18 protein-coding genes and 1 riboswitch are annotated in these 20,196 nt (G+C 46.6%); of the genes, 13 read left to right on the top strand and 5 right to left on the bottom strand.

The genetic code is table 11. The features are described 5' to 3' along the window. Positions 1-140 precede the first annotated feature (140 nt). Entirely contained in the window at positions 141-905 is a 765-nt protein-coding gene (locus HYN51_RS08985; protein ID WP_108899726.1) for a nucleoside-specific channel-forming Tsx family protein, read from the bottom strand. A gap of 864 nt (positions 906-1,769) precedes the next feature. Between HYN51_RS08985 and xapA the strand changes: the two genes are divergently transcribed. From xapA to HYN51_RS08960, 5 genes are all read left to right on the top strand, one after another. Continuing rightward, a complete protein-coding gene (gene xapA / locus HYN51_RS08980; protein ID WP_108899725.1) occupies positions 1,770-2,603 on the top strand; it encodes a xanthosine phosphorylase in 834 nt (277 codons plus the stop codon). 116 nt (positions 2,604-2,719) lie between these two features. Beyond that, positions 2,720-3,976, top strand: coding sequence for a nucleoside permease (locus HYN51_RS08975; RefSeq protein ID WP_108899724.1), 1,257 nt, complete (start codon positions 2,720-2,722; stop codon positions 3,974-3,976). 107 nt (positions 3,977-4,083) lie between these two features. Then, a complete protein-coding gene (locus HYN51_RS08970) occupies positions 4,084-4,239 on the top strand; it encodes a XapX domain-containing protein (RefSeq protein WP_108899723.1) in 156 nt (51 codons plus the stop codon). Between the two features lie 22 nt (positions 4,240-4,261). Further along, positions 4,262-5,032 carry a deoxyribose-phosphate aldolase gene (gene deoC / locus HYN51_RS08965; protein ID WP_108899722.1) on the top strand — a complete coding sequence of 257 codons (771 nt, stop codon included), beginning with the start codon at positions 4,262-4,264 and terminating at the stop codon, positions 5,030-5,032. An 86-nt stretch (positions 5,033-5,118) separates the two neighbouring features. After that, entirely contained in the window at positions 5,119-6,012 is an 894-nt protein-coding gene (locus HYN51_RS08960) for a LysR family transcriptional regulator (protein ID WP_108902009.1), read from the top strand. Between the two features lie 91 nt (positions 6,013-6,103). Here the strand turns inward: HYN51_RS08960 and modE are convergent, their stop codons facing one another. Beyond that, on the bottom strand, positions 6,104-6,889 hold the full coding sequence (gene modE / locus HYN51_RS08955) for a molybdenum-dependent transcriptional regulator (RefSeq protein WP_108899721.1): 786 nt from the start codon (positions 6,887-6,889) through the stop codon (positions 6,104-6,106). 193 nt (positions 6,890-7,082) lie between these two features. On the opposite strand from modE, the gene HYN51_RS08950 reads away from it, so the two are divergent. From HYN51_RS08950 to modC, 4 genes are all read left to right on the top strand, one after another. Further along, positions 7,083-7,226 carry an AcrZ family multidrug efflux pump-associated protein gene (locus HYN51_RS08950; RefSeq protein ID WP_108899720.1) on the top strand — a complete coding sequence of 48 codons (144 nt, stop codon included), beginning with the start codon at positions 7,083-7,085 and terminating at the stop codon, positions 7,224-7,226. Positions 7,227-7,438: 212 nt separating this feature from the next. Continuing rightward, complete coding sequence (gene modA, locus HYN51_RS08945; RefSeq protein WP_108899719.1) at positions 7,439-8,212, top strand: molybdate ABC transporter substrate-binding protein; 774 nt, start codon at positions 7,439-7,441, stop codon at positions 8,210-8,212. Further along, entirely contained in the window at positions 8,209-8,898 is a 690-nt protein-coding gene (modB, locus tag HYN51_RS08940) for a molybdate ABC transporter permease subunit (RefSeq protein ID WP_108899718.1), read from the top strand. Before modA ends, modB begins: the two co-directional genes overlap by 4 nt. Further along, on the top strand, positions 8,898-9,965 hold the full coding sequence (gene modC / locus HYN51_RS08935; protein WP_108899717.1) for a molybdenum ABC transporter ATP-binding protein ModC: 1,068 nt from the start codon (positions 8,898-8,900) through the stop codon (positions 9,963-9,965). The genes modB and modC overlap by 1 nt, the downstream gene beginning before the upstream one ends. A gap of 169 nt (positions 9,966-10,134) precedes the next feature. Here modC and HYN51_RS08930 read toward each other — a convergent pair whose 3' ends face one another. Next, on the bottom strand, positions 10,135-10,959 hold the full coding sequence (locus HYN51_RS08930; protein ID WP_108899716.1) for a pyridoxal phosphatase: 825 nt from the start codon (positions 10,957-10,959) through the stop codon (positions 10,135-10,137). Between the two features lie 810 nt (positions 10,960-11,769). On the opposite strand from HYN51_RS08930, the gene uvrB reads away from it, so the two are divergent. After that, positions 11,770-13,791 (top strand): excinuclease ABC subunit UvrB, encoded by a 2,022-nt coding sequence (uvrB, locus tag HYN51_RS08925; protein WP_108899715.1) that lies wholly within the window; start codon positions 11,770-11,772, stop codon positions 13,789-13,791. 171 nt (positions 13,792-13,962) lie between these two features. Here the strand turns inward: uvrB and HYN51_RS08920 are convergent, their stop codons facing one another. Beyond that, positions 13,963-16,611 carry a hypothetical protein gene (locus HYN51_RS08920; RefSeq protein ID WP_192878389.1) on the bottom strand — a complete coding sequence of 883 codons (2,649 nt, stop codon included), beginning with the start codon at positions 16,609-16,611 and terminating at the stop codon, positions 13,963-13,965. Between the two features lie 207 nt (positions 16,612-16,818). On the opposite strand from HYN51_RS08920, the gene HYN51_RS08915 reads away from it, so the two are divergent. Then, entirely contained in the window at positions 16,819-17,085 is a 267-nt protein-coding gene (locus tag HYN51_RS08915; RefSeq protein WP_108899714.1) for a VF530 family protein, read from the top strand. A gap of 247 nt (positions 17,086-17,332) precedes the next feature. Further along, positions 17,333-17,806: an outer membrane lipoprotein gene (locus HYN51_RS08910; RefSeq protein ID WP_108899713.1), complete on the top strand. Its 474-nt coding sequence runs from the start codon at positions 17,333-17,335 to the stop codon at positions 17,804-17,806. 61 nt (positions 17,807-17,867) lie between these two features. On the opposite strand, the gene yvcK is transcribed toward HYN51_RS08910, so the two are convergent. Next, complete coding sequence (gene yvcK / locus HYN51_RS08905; protein WP_108899712.1) at positions 17,868-18,779, bottom strand: uridine diphosphate-N-acetylglucosamine-binding protein YvcK; 912 nt, start codon at positions 18,777-18,779, stop codon at positions 17,868-17,870. 285 nt (positions 18,780-19,064) lie between these two features. Then, a riboswitch (molybdenum cofactor riboswitch) is annotated at positions 19,065-19,202 on the top strand. On the opposite strand from yvcK, the gene moaA reads away from it, so the two are divergent. After that, complete coding sequence (gene moaA, locus HYN51_RS08900; protein WP_108899711.1) at positions 19,191-20,174, top strand: GTP 3',8-cyclase MoaA; 984 nt, start codon at positions 19,191-19,193, stop codon at positions 20,172-20,174. (Overlaps the previous riboswitch by 12 nt.) Positions 20,175-20,196: the final 22 nt, after the last annotated feature.

Raw genomic sequence — 20,196 nt, 5'->3', positions numbered from 1 at the left:
TCAGGTAAACGACATTTTTTTGTCAAAAAGGAGAGCGGAATAGGCGATGTGAGCAGAAGATCATATATGGTGCTAAAAATTTTTAGAGAACGAGCCTGTGAATTTTCGATCTCACAGGCTTTGTATTAGCTAAAAATCGATTAAAAATTATATTTAATCGAATAAATGACACCGTCCTGCAGGAAGCTTTCCCCCAGTTTGTTATCCGCATAGCGATATTGAACTCCAGTGGTGATGGATGGGTTCGGTTTCCACCAGAGGGCAACAGCACCGTTGATACCTTCTTTTCCTCCGTTACCGGCGGCGTAGCGAGCCGCACGGTCGAACTCATATTCTGTCCAGTTGGTCAGTGCGAACTTTTCATTCCAGAGATTAAAGTCATAACCAGCCACCCAACCAAACACATAACCGTTATTGCCGCTGTAATAGGTTTGGTCGGTGTAGCGTTTGGCGATAAAGGGTTTAAACCAGAACTGCTCCAACTTAACGTTATAGCCTAAGCCGTAAAGGGCCATCACATCATGGAAGTTTCTACCGTTTGGCGAACCGTAGGTACCATAAACATGGCCGTAGAGGTTAAGACCGGTATGCCCAAGATAGATACGGTTAGTGTTTTTAAAGGTATAACGCTGCTCGCTACCCGGTTTATCGTGTCGACCATTGAAAGGGTTTTCCCAGTCAAAAAAGCCATAAGTTTCACCCCAAGTAAAACCGGCACCGCCTTCCAGTTCCAGATAGGCAAAGTCATCTTTATGGGACTTATTCGATGTTCGGTGGGTGGTGTGGGATGTCCAGTCAAGATAGTGAATGCCGATATCAGCAAAACCCCAGAGATATTCAGCCTGAGTCGCGGGGCTGACGGCTACCGCGGTAAGGGCAACCATGCCGGAGAGATATTTTTTCATTAATGTTATTCCCTTTGTCCAATAAGCATATTTGGGAAGCGATTCCCGAAGCGCGTTTGATTGTTGTGATGCCGGAATAAAGTGATGGCGCTGTATTATTGAAGGGGAGAACGAATGAAAACCAATATTCAATTTTTAGTTATTAATATAATTTTAATATTAATGATGATTTGCTTATTTAAAACAGGACATTGTCATTAAAAACTGAATGCAGATAATGTGATGTGAAATAATGGTGATTTTATTTCTGTGATGAAAGTCAAAAATAATAATTAAATTGAGCGGTGAATTAATTCTGGATGAACAATTTATTATTCTGATGTTGCATTTAATCGTCAATTATTGAATTAAATTAAAATGTGCTATCAACAATGCTTTGCTAATTTGACCGAGAGTTACAGTACCGGATGAATGACAGTTCTTCCAGATAGCCGGGCAGATTGGTTTTGCGTACCAGATTATTCAGTAAGGTTCGTGAAAAGGTATCGTTTGGTTCACTGAAATATGTCTAATCAAAACAAACCGAAACGCGTGAGAGTTCCTAATGCCCAGCGGGCGTATCTTTAGTGGGTCATGACGACCAGCATCGGGTGTTGCTCCGATACCAAAGGGGGCCATGATTAAAATAATTGCGCGCATATTATTATCTCCAGACAAGAATTCAGTCAGTTAAGTTATATCAATTTATCTATAACAGGAATTGATTGAATCGGGTGAAACCAATCAATATTAAATCCATATCGATCCCATGAGAAAACAATATTGGATAAAGTGATTTGGCAGTCGGTATAAATAACAGGATTAAAAAGAAAAGCTTTATTGCAATTAAAAATTAAAAAAACTCAATCAATGAGGGGAACTGTTATGTCACAAATAGAATTATCTCAAAATGCATTTTATGCAGCGGACATTATTCATCAATATAAACCCGATTTTATACCTCGAGTGGCGTTTATTTTAGGTTCTGGACTGGGTGCGTTGGCTGAACAAATTGAAGATGCGGTTGCTATCTCTTATGAAAAATTGCCAGGGTTTCCGGTAAGTACCGTTCATGGTCATGCCGGCGAGTTGGTGCTGGGCACATTGTCTGGCGTACCGGTAGCCTGCATGAAAGGGAGAGGGCATTTTTATGAAGGTCGCGGTATGACCATTATGACCGATGCTATCCGCACCTTTAAGTTGCTGGGTTGTGAATTACTGTTTTCAACCAATGCGGCAGGCTCGTTGCGACCTGAAGTTGAACCGGGCAGTTTGGTTTCACTGAACGATCATATTAACACCATGCCGGGCACACCGATGGTGGGTTTGAACGACGAACGTTTTGGCGAACGTTTTTTCACATTGGCAAATGCTTATGATGCAGATTACCGAGCGTTGCTTCAGCAAGTGGCTGAAGAGTCTGGTTTTCCATTGTCTGAAGGCGTTTTTGTTTCTTATCCGGGGCCTAACTTTGAAACTGCCGCAGAGATACGCATGATGCAGATTATCGGCGGTGATGTGGTGGGGATGTCAGTGGTGCCGGAAGTTATTTCTGCTCGCCATTGTGGGTTAAAGGTGGTTGCGGTATCGGCGATTACTAATCTGGCGGAAGGATTAGGTAAGGTGACGCTGTCCCATGCTCAAACGCTGGCTGCTGCTGAACTGTCTCGCCAGAACTTTATCACTCTGATTTGTGGTTTTTTACGCAAACTGGCTTAAAACAGAGAACATCCATAAGGAGACAGGAATGTCTGCATTAATGAAGTTATCTGTGATGTTACATAACAGGGTATTACCACCGATGAGCCAGCCATATGGCGGAAAGGGAAAACAACATGGGAATTAAAAATCGCCTAAAAATCATGTCGTTTTTACAGTATTTCATTTGGGGAAGCTGGCTGGTGACGCTGGGCTCCTACATGATCAATACGCTGCATTTTAACGGCGCATCGGTGGGGATCGTGTATAGCACTAAGGGCTTGGCAGCAGTACTGATGCCAAGCCTGATTGGTATTGTTGCCGATAAGTGGGTGAGGGCCAATCGGGTTTATACCTTATGTCATTTGGTGTGCGCTGTGGCACTGTTCTATGCCGCCAGCATCAATGAACCAAGCCTAATGTTTTGGGTCATGTTGATGAATGCCATGACCTTTATGCCAACCATTGCGTTATCTAATACCATCTCTTACTCCTGCTTGGAAAAAGCGGGGTTGGATACGGTGAGTCATTTCCCGCCGATTCGGGTATTTGGCACCATCGGTTTTATTGTTGCCATGTGGACTATCAGCCTGTTGGGCCTTGAGCTAAGTAATATGCAGTTGTATATCGCTTCGGGCGCTTCACTGCTGCTGGCAGTCTATTCATTAACATTACCTTCCATTCCGACGGCGAATAAAAAACAGAATCAGACCTGGGTCAGTATGTTGGGACTGGATGCCTTCGTGCTGTTCAAAAAACCAAGAATGGCGGTGTTCTTTCTGTTTGCCATGCTGTTAGGCGCGGTATTGCAGATCACCAATACCTTCGGTAGCCCATTCCTGCACGATTTTGCGCTGAATCCTGAATTTAAAGACAGTTTTGTGGTGAAGTATCCCTCTATTTTGCTGTCGGTTTCGCAAATGTCCGAGGTGCTGTTTATTCTGACAATTCCATTCTTCCTTAAACGCTTTGGTATTAAAACCGTCATGTTGTTAAGTATGGTGGCTTGGTGCCTGCGCTTTGGATTGTTTGCCTATGGCGATCCTTCCCCGGTGGGTTTTGTGCTGCTGCTGATGTCGATGATCGTTTATGGCTGCGCCTTTGACTTCTTCAATATTTCTGGCTCGGTGTTTGTTGAGCAGGAAGTCAGTTCGGATATTCGGGCCAGTGCACAAGGCTTGTTCATGACCATGGTCAACGGTGTGGGTGCTTATGTTGGTGCCATTCTGAGCGGTAAAGCCGTGGATTACTTTTCCGTTGATGGGGTTAAAGACTGGCACACTATCTGGCTGGTATTTACTGCCTATGCGGTTCTGCTGGCGGTGGTGTTCTTCTTTACCTTCCAATATAAGCATCAACCAGAAAAGCTGGCTCAAACCAGTATCGCTCACTAAATACTGAAAATAGGGCCCGTTTCGGCGGGTCTCTCTTCTCAGACATTCAATTTTATCTGGCCTGAATATAACCATCAGGCAATTGAAGTATCGCAATGGAGTCGTAAATGAAAGAAATTCTATTATCTTCCGGTGTGGGTTTTGCCGTGGGCGCGCTGTGTACCTATCTTCGGGTGCCCATTCCGGCACCTAACGTTCTGCCGGGCGTGTTGACCATTGTCTTTATGTATATTGGTTATCTGGTCGTCAAAGGGCTTATGTAATAAAAATAAAGGAACAGACAATATGCAGAATTTGAAAACCATTGCCCGACAGGCACTGAATCTGATGGATCTCACCTCATTAAACGAGAATGACACCCGTGAGGTTATCAACAAACTTTGTCAAAACGCTAAAACGGCTTACGGTCATCCGGCTGCCGTTTGTGTTTACCCTGCATTTATTGCGGATGCACGTCGTGCTTTAAGCGAGCAAGGGCTATCGGCGGTGCAAATTGCTACCGTCACTAATTTTCCAGCCGGATCGGCTGATGTGGCATTAGCCGAGCGAGAAACCAAGGCCGCCATTGCAGCAGGAGCCGATGAAGTTGATGTAGTATTTCCGTGGCGTGCGTTACAGACTGGCGATACACAAATCGGTTACGATTTGGTTGTCGCCTGTAAAGCCGCCTGTGGTGATAAATTGCTGAAAGTGATCATTGAGAGCGGAGAGTTAAAAACGCCAGCATTGATCCGTCAGGCATCGATGATTGCTATTGATGCCGGAGCCGATTTTATTAAAACTTCCACCGGTAAAGTACCGGTTAATGCCACGCCGGAAGCGGCGGAGATCATGCTGGGTGTGATTGCTGAAAAGGGCGGTCGTTGTGGTTTTAAAGCCGCTGGCGGCGTTCGTTCTGCTGAAGAAGCCGAGCATTATCTGGCTATCGCGGCCCGTTTACTGGGAGAAGCATGGATAACACCCGCGCATTTTCGCTTTGGCGCATCTAGCCTGTTGGCGAGCCTATTGGCAACGTTGGATGATAAACAAGCCGCCATCTCCCCAAATGGCTATTGATGTGTAATTTGTCATGGTGAGGTTCTGACGGGCGGTTACATAAACTCGCTATAAAAAGACCCAGGACAGGAGCCGATGTGGATTCAATTGAACGCGTTTATCGTACTGACCTGAAGCTATTGCGTTATTTTTTAGCGGTAGCGGAAGAACTTCACTTTGGCAAAGCGGCGGTGCGCCTGAATATGTCGCAGCCGCCGCTCAGTATTCATATAAAGGAGCTGGAAGCTCAGTTAGGAACCCTGCTGTTTATTCGTCATTCACGCAGCGTCGCTTTAACCCATGCGGGGAAGGTGCTGATGGAAGAGACGCGTAGCCTACTGGCGGCAACCAATCAGGCGCTGGCCAGAGTCGAACAAATAGGCCGGGGAGAAAGAGGTCGCATAGAGCTGGGTATTGTTGGAACAGCAATGTGGGGGCAATTGAGGCCCGTTTTGCATCGCTTTATTAAAGCCAATCCTACCGTTGATATTATCTTTCGCGAAAAGTCTCCGGGTATACAGATGGCTATGTTGGAGCGCCATGAAATTGATGCCGGTATCTGGCGTATGGCTTCTATTCCACCTCAGGGGTTAACCAGCCTACGATTACAGGAGGCTTCTTTTTTAGTGGCCTTACCCAGTGAACATCGGTTGGTCAGACATGACGCTATTCCTCTGCATGAGTTAAGAAATGAAGCGTTTGTAACGTTACCCGCGGTGCATTCGGACTGGTCCTTTTTACAAAAAGTATGTAATAAGGCCGGTTTTTCTCCCCATATTGTGCGGGAGGCAGTAGAGCCACAAACCGTACTGGCGCTGATCAGTATGGGATTAGGGATTACGCTGATAGCGGACAGCTATGCCCAAATGAATTGGCCGGGGGTGATATTTAGACCGCTGGAAGAGCGAATTCCTGCTGATTTGTATGTGGTTTATGATGAATTGCAGATAACTTCGACAACCTTACGGTTGATTGATGAACTCAAGGTGGTTTCAGCGTAGGGTCCTTTTGATATCGGGCGTCAATTTAAATTCGCTATGGTGTGCGAATCAATTGGCCCCGAGTCAAGGGGCTAAAACAAATTCTGATGCTTTAGCACAGGGTAGCAATAATGACGCTCTCGGCGCTAAACGTTGCCCATAATGTTTGTCCGACCCGAACAGAAAGAACGTCAGCCTGTTGATGAGAGAGGGTAGAACAGAGCGTTTCTCCCCCATCTAACTGTAATAAGACTTCGCAACGTTGCTCCTTGGTACTGACGGATGTCACCGTACTTTGCAGACAGTTATCACTGGCGGCGAGGGGGTGGTGATGTAAATCAATCATCGGCGCTTTGATCAACGCTAATACCTCTTTCCCTTGGGTAAGTTGCAGCCGCTGGATACTTTGCTGAGTTAGGGAGGCATGAATTTCGGTTTTGCCATCATTCATCAGCAAAGTAACACAGTCTGGTTGATTGGTTGGCTGTTGGTCGAGAATGGTACCAAAAAATTGATTACGGGCACTGGTTTGGAGTGAAAATCGGGCGATGGCGGCTAACAAGCTGTCTAACGGCATTGAGTCATCTTGTAATGCATTGAACGCCTTTTGTTGTATTTTTTCCAGCAGATCATACAGTTGAAGTAGGCGTTTACCATAAGGTGTCAAATGCGCACCACCCCCACCTTTACCGCCGGTTGCGCGCTCTACTAACAGATTATCGGTCAACTTATTCATCTCATTGACGGCATCCCAGGCGCTTTTATAACTGATCTCTGCCAGCTTGGCTCCCTGACTGATAGAACCGGTATGCTCAATTTGTTTTAGCAAGGCGATACGGCGAGGATCAGCAAATAGATGACCTTGTAATTTCAGGGTAAGTAAGATTTCAGCATTCATCGCGATAGGGTCCGTTTGGTAAAGACGTACTACATTGTCCTTCATTTTTATCATTCTACCAAATTGCCAGTCAGCACAGATAGATGAAAATTATCAGCAGATAGCTGATAAACTCTGTGTTATATTAATGAATACCGCTGGTAATAAAACCACCGCGAACATGCTTTAGCATGATGAGTTAAATGAGGAACTTATGTTTGAATTATTAAAAAGTCTGATATTTGCTGCCTGTATGGTTCCCGTGGTGATGGCAATTATTTTGGGATTGATTTATGGGTTGGGCGAAGTGTTTAACTTTATTTCAAAACTGGGTCCAAGCAAAAGCCGTAATAACTAATCCCAGCAGGGATTAGCCTAAATCTGAATATGAAAAGACACCGGCCTGCAATGCAGGCCGGTGTCTTTTTGTTTCTGTGATATCACGTTGCAGTAATTTTCATAAATCAAACATCGGGCAATGACAAGTAAACAGGAAAGCGTTATATTTTAAAATACATACCGAAGGGTGATATTGACTGATAATAGTGACAATAAAATAACGAGGCTTAAATGAAGAACAAACTGAAACTCACTCTGGTTGGGCTGTTAGCCGCTACTTTGCTACAAACCGCATCAGCAGCGGAGAAAATTACCGTATTCGCTGCTGCATCCTTGACCAATGCGCTGGAAGAAATCGCAACAGACTATCAAAAAAAGAGCGGTGTAGAGGTCACTTCCTCGTTTGCCTCTTCTTCAACGCTAGCCCGTCAAATTGAACAAGGCGCACCGGCAGACATGTTTATCTCTGCTGACCAGCAGTGGATGGATTTTGTTGTTGAAAAGAAACTGATGGATGATAAAACGCGTGTAACCCTATTGGGTAACGATCTGGTTCTGGTTGCCCCGGCTGACAGTCCATTGAAACACGTCAATGTCAGTAAAGTGACTGACTGGTCATCTTTATTGAAAGATGGACGTTTAGCCGTAGGCGACCCCGATCACGTTCCAGCGGGCATCTATACTAAACAAGCATTAACTTTCCTTGGTGTTTGGGATCAACTGTCACCAAAGATGGCGAGAGCAAACAACGTGCGTGCAGCATTAGCGCTGGTTGAACGCGCTGAAGCCCCGTTAGGTATTGTGTATGGGTCTGATGCGGTAGCCAGCAAAAAAGTAAAAATGGTGGGTATTTTCCCTGACGACAGTCACTTACCGGTAGAGTATCCTATGGCGGCGGTAAAAGACCATGCGACCCCGGCAGTGCAGGCGTTTGCTAAATACCTGACTACGCCGGAAGCTTCAGCAGTATTTGAAAAATATGGGTTCAGTCCACGTATTAAATGATGTTATCTCAATATGAGTTAGAAGCGCTGCTGCTCAGCCTTAAAGTGGCTGGAGTGGCCGTGGCCTTCAGTTTACCTGTCGGTATTTTTGTTGCTTGGATTCTGGCGCGCTGCCAGTTTCCTGGTAAAGCATTGCTGGACAGCGTTATTCATCTACCTCTGGTATTGCCACCAGTCGTGATCGGTTATTTACTGCTCATCGGCTTTGGCCGCAAAGGTATTATTGGTGAATGGCTATATCAGTGGTTCGGCTTCAGCTTTACCTTTAGTTGGCGCGGAGCCGCTTTTGCTTCAGCGGTTATAGCTTTTCCCCTGATGGTCAGGGCAATCCGATTGGCGCTTGAAGCGGTGGATACCAAACTGGAACAAGCCGCCAGAACGCTGGGCGCGGGTTTTTGGCGCGTCTTATTTACCGTCACCTTGCCTTTGGCTTTTCCCGGCCTGTTAGCGGGTGTAGTACTGGCTTTTGCCCGATCGCTGGGCGAATTCGGTGCAACCATCACCTTTGTCTCTAATATTCCCGGTGAAACCCGTACTATTCCGTTAGCGATGTATACCCTCATTGAAACGCCCGGCGCAGAAGGGGATGCCGCTCGTCTGTGCATTATAGCCATTTTGTTGTCATTAATATCGTTGCTAATGTCTGAATGGCTGGCGCGCTGGAGTCAACGGAGGCTGAAAGGCTGATGTTAAAGCTAAATTTCAAACAGCGCTTGGGTGCGTTGGAGATGGATGTTGCGGTTGAAGTGCCCGGAGAGGGGATTACCGCAATTTTTGGCTTGTCTGGTGCTGGCAAAACGTCACTGATTAACGCAGTAAGTGGATTAACTCGACCAGACAGCGGCGAAATTATTCTAAACGACAGGGTGTTGGTAGATTGCTCTCGAGGGATTTACCTGCCACCGGAAAAGCGCCGTATCGGTTATGTTTTTCAAGATGCGCGCCTGTTTCCCCATTACAGCACTAAAGGCAACTTGCAGTACGGTATGCAGCCACAAATGCAGCGTCAGTTTGATGATATTGTTGAGCTATTGGGTATTGCTCATCTGCTCAAACGTTTTCCCATCACTTTATCCGGTGGTGAAAAGCAGCGGGTAGCAATTGGTCGTGCTTTATTAACAGCACCTGAATTGTTGTTGATGGACGAACCCTTAGCCTCACTGGATATACCGCGCAAGCGAGAGCTGATCCCTTATCTAGAACGTCTGGCGAAAGATGTGAATATTCCCATATTGTATGTGACCCACAGTATGGAAGAGATTCTGCGACTCGCTGAACAGGTGATCGTGCTGGACAGTGGAAAAGTCAGAGCGGCCGGGGAGCTGGAAAGCGTATGGGCCAGTGATGCGATGGCACCGTGGCGACAGCAGGATGAGCAAAGCAGCGTACTGAATGTGACCTTACTGAAACAGCACGATAAGTATGCGATGAGTGCGTTGGCATTAGGAGAACAGTGCCTGTGGGTTAATCGGGTGGATGTACCACAGGGGCAACGATTACGGGTTCGTATTCATGCGGCGGATGTCTCTTTAGTCTTAACTAAACCACAAGATAGCAGTATCCGTAATGTGTTGGCTGCGGAGGTAACAGAAATTCACCCTTCGGGCGATCGCATTGATGTGAAGCTATTAGTGGGGCAACACGCTATTTGGGCCAGAATTACCCCCTGGGCTCGGGATGAATTACACATTTGCGTAGGGCAGGCACTGTTCGCGCAGGTGAAGAGCGTGTCGATTAGCCGAGAGGCATGGTGATGGTGGCGTGATGTTTTGCGGGTTGGTCGTTCTAATATTTGGCCCGTAAAAGTAAGGAGCTTAGATGGGCAAGGAGTACGGTCGGAAGACATGTTAAGCCACCAGACATTATTTTCAATGAATAAAAGCCTCCAATTGGGAGGCTTTTTTCATCATGACATCACTCTGCTTACTGTTGCAAAACGCGCTCGCGGATAATATTGGCGATGGTTGGCGTCTCGTTTTCTCCGGCTATCAGATCGGCATGCATCTTTACCTCATCACTGCTGTTACCCATTGCGACGCCTAATCCGGCCTGAGACAGCATACTCACATCGTTCAGGTTATCGCCGAATGCGATCACATTATTCATGCTAATTCCCTGAGATTCGACCCATTCACGCAGTCTGTTGCCTTTGCTGTTACCTTGTTGAGTCAGATCTATCTGGTTATGCCATGAGCGTTCACAAGTTAGCCCTAGCTTTTTCTCTACTAGGTTACTGAAGTGATTAAGTAAATCTTCATCATCGCTGGAGGTGGCAAACTTCCATACGTTGTCAGCCTGATTAATCACCGTTTCGAATTTATCCACTTGGAGCATAGTAGGGCGCTGATTCTCCGGCAGGCGAGCGGCCCAAGCATACCAGCGGTCAATGCTGTCATCTTTTTGCTCGAAGGTCATGGCATTATCAATGTACATCAGGCTTTGAATCGGATGATTACGCAGTAGTTGAACTACCTGAGTTGCCTGAGATTTTGTTAGCGGCGTTCCGGACAGAACCTGCTGCTTTTGATAGTGATAGGTGTAGGTACCATTACAGCAAATAGCCGGTGTATCCAGTTGCAAAGCCTGATAGAAGGGGTGAATGGCTACATGATGGCGTCCGGTAACAATAACCACTTTGACTCCTTGCTGACGAGCAAGCGCAAGGGTATCCAACGATTCCTGCAAAATCTGTTTTTGCGAAGTGAGTAAAGTACCGTCTAGGTCGAGCGCAATAATCTGATATTTCATGGCGGCTAATTGTCTGTTGTTGATACGGTTGGCGGGAGATGAAGTGCTAATTCGAGCATAAAACCAGCATATTATCAAAGTTTAATTCCATACTGTTGATATCTGCGGTTTGTAACACGTTGGTTACCAAATCAGGTTACCATGATGATAGGAAAATCTTACAGTGAAAGAAAATGAAGGTAATAGTAGGTTGAAAAGTCATCAAAAAACACGCAAGCAAAATTTTTTTCAATTATTTATTAAGAATAAATCGCTGGTAAACAGGGTAAAAAAAAATTTAGCGGGGATGTTTTTCTCGGCGTTTCTGAAAAAGGCACCTGACGCAATGCAGCAGTATTAGTAGGGAAATTTTACTTATCCACTATTCCTGTGGATAACCTTGTGCATTAACGTTAGAAAAATCATCTCATCCCAGCCCTGATGCGGCTCTTCCAGTTTTTGTTTGCATTCTCAGCGCTGGTGAAAAAGTATTAAATATCATTTAGTTATCTAAAATCAAGTGGCTGATATAGGACAGGAAATGCGGCAGTGGATATGATTGAAAAAATGTGTCGATTTGAAGAATGTCAACTCGTTTTTGGGGATAAATGACATTTCTATAGCTTGACTATTAGCCCTTCTGGATATACTTCCCTTTATGAAAAAATAGTTGTTTAAAATTATGCGGTTACTAAAATTAGGTTTTTACTGGTTTAATATACAGTATAATGGGAGTGGTAAAAAGCTGTCCAGCTCCACATAATAGAAATTGCGATCTCTATCGGACATTCTTTTCAGATAGCTAATCTTTCAATTCAGGCAGCGTGAATCATGAGCAAAACATTCAAATTAAACTCGGCTTTTCAGCCCGCCGGCGATCAACCGGAGGCTATTAGGCGGTTGACTGAGGGATTGGAAGATGGATTAGCTCACCAAACGTTACTTGGGGTAACCGGATCCGGTAAAACGTTTACCATCGCCAACGTCATTGCCCAGTTGGAAAGGCCTACCATGATTCTGGCACCGAATAAGACGCTGGCCGCTCAGCTGTATGGGGAAATGAAAGCCTTCTTTCCTGAAAATTCGGTGGAGTATTTCGTCTCTTACTATGATTATTATCAGCCAGAAGCTTATGTTCCCAGCTCGGATACTTTCATTGAGAAAGATGCCTCGATTAACGAACATATTGAACAGATGCGACTGTCGGCGACCAAAGCTTTGTTGGAGCGACGGGATGTGGTTCTGGTGGCTTCGGTTTCCGCCATTTATGGTCTGGGCGATCCCGATGCCTACCTGAAAATGATGTTGCACCTGACGCGCGGCATGATCATCGATCAGCGTTCGATTTTGCAACGATTGGCCGAATTGCAATATACCCGCAACGATCAGGTATTCCAGCGCAGTACTTTCCGGGTGCGCGGTGAAGTGATTGATATTTTCCCTGCGGAGTCGGACGAGTATGCCCTGCGTATTGAATTGTTTGATGATGAAGTAGAACGCCTGTCGGTTTTTGACCCGCTGACCGGTCAGGTTCAGCAGGTGGTTCCCCGTTTTACTATCTATCCTAAAACGCACTATGTCACACCGCGTGAACGCATTCTGGAAGCTATCGAAGGCATCAAGGTTGAGCTGGCCGATCGTCGGCGAATGCTACTGGCCAATGATAAGCTGGTGGAAGAGCAGCGCTTGAGCCAACGAACCCAGTTTGATATTGAGATGATGAATGAGCTGGGTTATTGCTCCGGCATCGAAAACTACTCACGCTATTTGTCGGGGCGTGGAGAAGGCGCACCGCCGCCAACCCTGTTCGATTACTTACCGGCTGATGGCCTGTTGGTGATTGATGAGTCCCACGTAACCGTGCCTCAATTAGGTGGTATGTATCGCGGTGACAGAGCGCGTAAAGAGACGTTGGTAGAATATGGCTTCCGTTTGCCTTCAGCGTTAGACAACCGCCCCCTGCGTTTTGAAGAGTTTGAGCAACTGGCTCCGCAGACTATTTATGTGTCCGCCACCCCAGGAAATTACGAGCTGGAGAAATCCGGTGGAGAAATTATCGATCAGGTGGTACGTCCTACGGGGCTGTTGGACCCACTGATTGAGGTGCGCCCCGTTGCTACTCAGGTGGATGACTTACTGTCTGAAATTCGTATTCGGGTGGAGAAGAATGAGCGGGTGTTGGTGACTACGCTAACCAAACGGATGGCGGAAGATTTGACTGAGTATCTGGAAGAGCACGGGGAGCGGGTGCGCTATCTACACTCAGATATTGATACCGTTGAGCGAGTAGAGATTATCCGCGATTTGCGTCTGGGTGAGTTTGATGTACTGGTGGGTATCAACCTACTACGTGAAGGTCTGGATATGCCAGAGGTGTCATTAGTGGCTATTCTGGATGCGGATAAAGAAGGGTTCCTGCGTTCCGAACGTTCACTGATTCAGACCATTGGTCGTGCGGCACGTAATTTAAACGGCAAAGCGATTCTCTACGGCGATAGAGTCACTAAGTCGATGGCAAAAGCCATTGATGAAACAGAACGTCGTAGAGCGCGGCAGATAGCGTATAACGAGGCCAATGGCATTGTTCCGCAGGGGCTGAATAAGTCTATCGAGGATATTCTGGAGCTGGGTCAGGGGCTGGGGACACTGAAACATGCCAAAGGCCGTGGTAAGAAGAAAGCGGCAGAGTCAGAGGCAGATTACACTGCACTGACGCCGCAGGCGTTAGATAAAAAGATTCGCGAGCTGGAAGGTAAAATGTATCAACATGCGCAGAATCTTGAGTTTGAAGAGGCGGCTCAGTTACGGGATGTATTGCAGAAACTGCGGGAGCAGTTTATTGCGATATCGTGATGCGGTTTTTGATTATTTTGAAATAGCATTAAGGAGCGTCAGGAGGGTAACTCCAGACCACCTTAGGGCTCAGTCGAAAGGGTATAATTGCTTGATATTTGAGAACGTCGGCTAAGTCCGACGTTCTCAATGATGTAAGATTCAGAGGCGGCCAATCGGCCGCCTCTATGTTTATCTAAAATGTCGGAACCCGCCAACGCGACCTTGGAATCCATGAGACAGGTTCCCCCGATCGAATTGGTGCACATTTTCCATGCGGTTTCCACCGCCCTGGAATTGCCCACCGCCTAAACGACCGCCGCCAATGTTTTGATTAACATTTTGACGATCTTGAATGCGATTTTGTCGGTTTTGTTGGAAATTATCTCGGTTGATATCAGGAGAAGATGAGTAGCTACGATCTTCTGTACGCTGATTGGCGCGGGTACGGGCCTGCTGGTCGCGGTCTACACCTGAGTTAGAAGGTGGAGTGACTTGCTTAAGCTGACCGTTTGACTGTACTTGCTGCCAACCCTGACCTTTATCATAGCGATAAACATGACCGTCTTTACCGGCGTAGAAGCCATTATCGGTATTGACGTGTCCGCCGTGGGTAACTTGCCCGGTGCTGGCATCATAGTGTACATAGCCGGAACCATGTGCATCACCAGCGATACCTTGGCTGTTAAACGCGCGGGCAGACGTTGCGCCCTGATCGGTGCGGGTGGCAACATGGGCACTGTCGGTTACACGACCGGTACGCGCATTAACGCTGGTTCGGTTGTTGGCTCCAATGGCATTTCCGGTATCCGGATTAGCGATAGCTGCACCATGAGAAGCAACGGCTCTGCCAGTTTGTGGGTTATAGCGAACGTTGCCTGCAACCCCTGATTTGATTCCGGTGTAATCATTGGTATTACGGGCAGCATAGCCGTAACCATGAGTGCCAGTGGCCTGATTGTAGAAACTGCCTCTGACGCCCGTACCGTAGTTTCCGGTCCATGGATTCGACCAGTTAGTACGAACGCCTTGTGCAACGGTATTTCCCCAGCGGCCATACACATTACTGATAGCAACAGAAGGGCCGTCATACCATGGCGTCGGGCCATCCCAGTCGTACCAAGGTCCCCACGATGGGCCATACCAAGCGGAAGCCCATGCCCATCCAGCAATAAAGCCCACTGACCAGCCGACATACGGGTCATAACCAAAGGCAGCGTTGTAGCCATAGGTTGCAGGGCAACCATACCAAACGTTACCAACCCAGGCGTTGCAAGGATAGCCGGTGCCATAAACCACGACATTATTACTGACAACGGTACCGTAATAACCGGGGGTATAACCGACATACACTACGCTGGTGGTATGCCCATAGACATGAACATAAGTGACATAGTGAACCGGTGACGAGGCAGGAATGGTATAGATTATCGATGGAACCGACAGCGCTACGGCCCAAGGCCCGGTTGATGAAGCGGCTGTAAACCAAATGCCATTCTGCACGGCATAAAACAGGTTCGGGTTCACTTCAATGACCGGCAGGGCACTATTGACCGCATATTGAAGGGTTGTGCCTTCAATCGACTTAAACTGCGCTTTGCCGCCGTCATAGCTAACGTTCAGTTTTGCCTGCTGGATATTGACGCTGGCCGTTTGGGGTATTGAGTTAGCGATCAGTGATTCTTTTGCTTCGGGTGTTCCTGGTATTGACGCCAACACGGCACTTTTTGGACTCAGTGACGGTATTTTGGCGAAGTCAGCCGGTAATTTCTCCCCGGGAACATAGGTCCACGGACCTTTGGTTGAGTCAGCCGTAAACCAACGACCAGACAGTAAAACATACCAAGCATTATTCGTGGCTGAATCAACAAACACATCGCCGCTGGTATTGGTTACATACATCAACGCGGTATTTTCTATCGGGGCAAACTGCGGATCGCCATCAACCGTAATTAACTCTGTTGGTGTGGTTGCGGTATAGATAGTAGGGTATTTACCCTCGGCTAATGATTTTTTCATCACATCGCTGGGCTTATCCATCACATCCACGGCTTTGGCTTTTACCGCTTCTTGCATCACTTTTTCAAAGCCATCGGGGATAGTGGTTAGCGGTTCCCAGTTCCCATCCAGCTTAGCCGCGGACATCCAGTGATTGGCAAAATAGAGATACCAACGACTATCCTTTTCCAGCAGCAACGAGCGGGTATTTATCACCCGATTGATATTTTCAATGGATGTTGGTTTGGTCACCGGTTCACCATCAACGAGTACCAATAGAGCAGGGGTGAGCGAGAAGATAACTTGAGGAGGCTTATTATCTACGGCGATGCCGACCTGCTGATTTTCGGCCTGATTAATTGCCAGTGACGCTTCAACCTGATCCAGATTCACCATCAGACTTTTTTGCGGTAGCGCTTTATGCACTAACGCCAGATAGTCGTTTTGTTTATCGGGAGCGGTTGGAAAACTAGCTTTATCAATACTGATATCGTGCAACTGTGCTGTTCGGGCAGCGGTATTGGTATCAATAAGTGCTGAAAACCAGAGAACACCATAATCAAGCTGTGCTCTTTTCTTGCCATTTTTATCAGTAATAGAACCTTTATTAACGGAAATAGCCAGACGACCTTTTAGCGTATTTCCTTCAAGACTATCCAACTGTGGTTGATAAAAAGTGACAGGTGTTTTATCGATGGTATAGCTGTGAGGCCAAGGCGCTGGTTGGATGCTGGCGCTTTGATCGGATGACGATGCCGTTTTTGCTGCCTGAACCGGGATGGCGACAGCAAGAGAGAGGCCAAGCAGTAAAGCAGTTAATCGGTGGGAATGAGAGAGAAACATAATTGTGCCTCATAGAAAATCTAAAAACGTTGTAGTTAACTGCGTGATTCATAGCCGTATTTAGCATATAGGTTACCATCATGCTTTACTAGTTTCGGGTTGTGATATTTAGTGTATTAATTATTTGAGGTTTAGGCATAAAGTGACCTTGGGCTACTGGCTTGTTATACTTACGTCCCATCGTCAGTACAGGCTGTAAATTATATTATGCAACATCAATCCAAAGATCCTCTCCACGGTATAACCCTCGAACGCCTGCTGACGACGCTGGTGGATAAATTTGGTTGGGAAGCGTTGGCGCGCGAAGTTAATATCAACTGTTTTAAAAACGATCCCAGTATTAAATCTAGTCTGAAATTTTTACGCCGCACACCTTGGGCGCGTAAACAGGTGGAAGACCTGTATGTTCACGACCAGTTGAGCAAACGAGATGAAGGCATCGGTGAAGGGCCGTGGGGGAAATGGGAGAAGTAACCGCGTTTTCACCCATGCCTACAAAACGAACAACTCTTCCTGACGCTCAATTAACGACTTGAGTGAAAACGCCAACCTCTCAATAAGTTAATCTTTTGATTAATGAGTGATTTAATCTGCCTATTCATATGGGAGTCAGAGTAGTGTACTGGTCTACTGTTATACTCGATCGATTCACCTGACAGGAATGTCAATGTCGGTGTATCAGGATTGATAGCAGACCATTAAGTCTAAAAGGGAGAATCAAATGAAATCAGTATTTATTAAAACATTGGGCGTCGCGTGTATTGTATTAAGCATGGCGGGATGTGCATCAAATATCTCTTCGACTTCCTATAATGATAAGCAAGTTGGGCAGGCCAGTCGCACGTATGCGGGGGTCATTGTTAGCTCGAGAGTTGTTGATGTGGAAGGTAACAGCAGTGTTGGTGGGCTAGTTGGTTCAGCAGCCGGTGGTGTTGCGGGTTCTGCTATTGGTGGAGGCTTTCGGTCTAATGCGCTGGGTGCCATTGGCGGTGCGCTGTTAGGTGGTCTGTTGGGATCAGCAGTAGAAAGCGGCGCTTCTAAACAACAGGCGATTGAGTACGTGATTCAAACTGAAGGCAATGGAATGATTACCGTTGCTCAGGGTATGGACCAGCCGCTGTCCAACGGCCAAAAAGTATTGGTCATTGAAGGTAAACCTACTCGTGTAGTGGCGGATACTCGTTCTCAGAAGTAAGTCATGAATTGAAATAAAAAAGCGCGAGAGATGAATAATCTTCGCGCTTTTTTATTTTGTTCTATCTGCCGAATTTTTGTAGTGCGGCTTCCAACGCTTTATGTAGCATTTCACGATCGTGGCGATAGGGGATATCTTCTGCTTCCAGAGGTTGCTGAACGATGACCTTATCGACAATATCTTCTGGGCTGGTATGCGGGCCAATAACGATGCCATCAATTTTACGCCCACCAATGGCTTGCTCGATGATATCCATTTTATCTTTCAGGCGAAGGGCCGCCGCCGCAGGGCTCATTTCTTTAGCCAGATTTCCAATATAGATGATCTTCGCTTTGCTACGGTGTAGCGCCTGTGCAATTTCAGTTAGCAATAATGGCGGCAACAGGCTGGTCATAAAGCTTCCCGGACCAATCAGGATCAACTCTGCTTCATCAATGGCCTCTATCGCTTCACGGGTTGCCGGCACGTGAGGTTCCAGCAACAGTTGTTTCGGCATTTGTTGCAGGCTGTCGACATTCACTTCTCCGTAAACCACATTACCGTCCACATCGACTGCAGCGAGGTCAACTGGATGTTCTGACATTGGGATGAGATAAGCCCGTACTTTTAACAAGTTACGGATTAAATTTATTGCTTCTAAAGGGCGAACGCTAAGGTTATCTAGCGCCTTAAGCATCAGGTTACCCAGATTATGACCCGCCAGCTCACCGTTGCCGCTAAAGCGATATTCAAACATGGTGGAAGCCACACTGGGTTCAGTAATTAACTGGTTCAGGCAGTTACGGGTATCGCCCCAGGCAATTCCGCCTTCTGATTGGCGGATGCGTCCTGTAGAACCACCGTTATCGGTGGTGGTCACGATGCCGGTAAGGCGAGAACCTAAAGGAGAGAGTGCCGACATTACCCGGCCTAAACCGTGCCCTCCGCCAAGCGCCACCACATGTTCCAGATCGCTTAAGGTGCGATTACGCATAACATTCCTTTTTGTGAAGCTTATTTTTGCGGCATAAGGTACCCGATTTTGCAACAAAAGGCGAAATCTGAGTGATTTTGCATGACATGGGTCAACATTGACTTATATCAAGCCGTATCATCTGGTTTTTCAGTAAGGTGCTTGCAAATAAATTGAAGAACAAACGTTGTATAAACTATTATATAGCGATTTATAGTTCTGGCAGTAAGCGGAATTACGCATTAATATCTATATATTGCTCTGTTAATCACGCGGTTGTTAGTTACCAACCGGATTAGGGCATACAATGAAATGAAACTCTGAGCTGCTTCGACCTAAGTCAGTCAATGATATGGTGTTGCAGCCGTGGCTTAATGTCACCAGGGTGTATGGTAGAAATGCCTGCGCCTCCCAATATTGGAAAGGTGTTTTATGGTATCGCAATTGACCGATGCTTTTGATCGCAAATTCTATTATTTGCGTTTGTCTATTACCGATGTTTGCAACTTCCGTTGCAACTATTGTTTGCCTGATGGTTATAAACCAAATTCAAACAAGCGGTTCCTAACTCTTGACGAAATTAGACGCGTTGGGCGTGGTTTTGCCGAGCTCGGAACGGAGAAAGTCCGTCTGACCGGTGGTGAACCCACATTGCGCCGTGATTTTGTTGATATCATCGCAGCAATCCGTGAAAACTCAGCCATTAAAACTTTGGCGGTGACCACCAATGGTTACCGGATGGCGAGAGATATCCAGAGCTGGAAAGAGGCCGGATTAACCTCGGTGAACGTTAGCGTCGATAGTCTGGATGCCCGTCAGTTTCACGCTATCACCGGTCAGGACAAGTTTCGTCAGGTGATGGAAGGTATTGATGCCGGTTTTGCTGCCGGATTTAAAAAAATCAAAGTTAATACCGTGCTGATGCGAGATGTTAACGATCGCAGCCTGTCGACGTTCCTCGACTGGATTAAACACCGTCCAATTCAGCTGCGTTTTATCGAGCTGATGGAAACGGGTGAGGGAACCGATCTGTTCCGTAAGCATCATGTTTCTGGCGAGGTTATCCGCCAACAACTGCTGGAAAGAGGCTGGCAACAGGCGATACGTAGTCGCAGCGACGGCCCGGCACAAGTATTCAGTCATCCCGACTATCAGGGCGAAATCGGCCTGATCATGCCTTATGAGAAAGATTTCTGTTTGAGCTGTAACCGTCTGCGGGTTTCTGCGGTAGGTAATTTGCATCTTTGTCTGTTTGGTGAGCACGGTATTTCACTGCGCGACCTGCTGGAAGAAGATAGTCAGCTCGAAGCGTTAAAAGATCGCATTCACGAAAAACTTCAAACCAAAAAACAGACGCACTTCCTGCATCAGGGTAACAGCGGTATCACGCAAAACCTGTCATTTATTGGCGGCTGATAACCCACATCGCTGGGTTATC

It is taken from the genome of Limnobaculum parvum, assembly GCF_003096015.2.
Taxonomy (GTDB): Bacteria; Pseudomonadota; Gammaproteobacteria; order Enterobacterales; family Enterobacteriaceae; genus Limnobaculum; species Limnobaculum parvum.
This window is presented reverse-complemented; position numbering and strand designations above follow the sequence as displayed.

Excerpts from the sequence above, each read along its gene's own strand:
- HYN51_RS08985 (WP_108899726.1), bottom strand. The coding sequence starts at position 905 with ATGAAAAAATATCTCTCCGGCATGGTTGCCCTTACCGCGGTAGCCGTC.
- xapA (WP_108899725.1), top strand. The coding sequence starts at position 1,770 with ATGTCACAAATAGAATTATCTCAAAATGCATTTTATGCAGCGGACATT.
- HYN51_RS08975 (WP_108899724.1), top strand. The coding sequence starts at position 2,720 with ATGGGAATTAAAAATCGCCTAAAAATCATGTCGTTTTTACAGTATTTC.
- HYN51_RS08970 (WP_108899723.1), top strand. The coding sequence starts at position 4,084 with ATGAAAGAAATTCTATTATCTTCCGGTGTGGGTTTTGCCGTGGGCGCG.
- deoC (WP_108899722.1), top strand. The coding sequence starts at position 4,262 with ATGCAGAATTTGAAAACCATTGCCCGACAGGCACTGAATCTGATGGAT.
- modE (WP_108899721.1), bottom strand. The coding sequence starts at position 6,889 with ATGAATGCTGAAATCTTACTTACCCTGAAATTACAAGGTCATCTATTT.
- HYN51_RS08950 (WP_108899720.1), top strand. The coding sequence starts at position 7,083 with ATGTTTGAATTATTAAAAAGTCTGATATTTGCTGCCTGTATGGTTCCC.
- modA (WP_108899719.1), top strand. The coding sequence starts at position 7,439 with ATGAAGAACAAACTGAAACTCACTCTGGTTGGGCTGTTAGCCGCTACT.
- modB (WP_108899718.1), top strand. The coding sequence starts at position 8,209 with ATGATGTTATCTCAATATGAGTTAGAAGCGCTGCTGCTCAGCCTTAAA.
- modC (WP_108899717.1), top strand. The coding sequence starts at position 8,898 with ATGTTAAAGCTAAATTTCAAACAGCGCTTGGGTGCGTTGGAGATGGAT.
- HYN51_RS08930 (WP_108899716.1), bottom strand. The coding sequence starts at position 10,959 with ATGAAATATCAGATTATTGCGCTCGACCTAGACGGTACTTTACTCACT.
- uvrB (WP_108899715.1), top strand. The coding sequence starts at position 11,770 with ATGAGCAAAACATTCAAATTAAACTCGGCTTTTCAGCCCGCCGGCGAT.
- HYN51_RS08920 (WP_192878389.1), bottom strand. The coding sequence starts at position 16,611 with ATGTTTCTCTCTCATTCCCACCGATTAACTGCTTTACTGCTTGGCCTC.
- HYN51_RS08915 (WP_108899714.1), top strand. The coding sequence starts at position 16,819 with ATGCAACATCAATCCAAAGATCCTCTCCACGGTATAACCCTCGAACGC.
- HYN51_RS08910 (WP_108899713.1), top strand. The coding sequence starts at position 17,333 with ATGAAATCAGTATTTATTAAAACATTGGGCGTCGCGTGTATTGTATTA.
- yvcK (WP_108899712.1), bottom strand. The coding sequence starts at position 18,779 with ATGCGTAATCGCACCTTAAGCGATCTGGAACATGTGGTGGCGCTTGGC.
- moaA (WP_108899711.1), top strand. The coding sequence starts at position 19,191 with ATGGTATCGCAATTGACCGATGCTTTTGATCGCAAATTCTATTATTTG.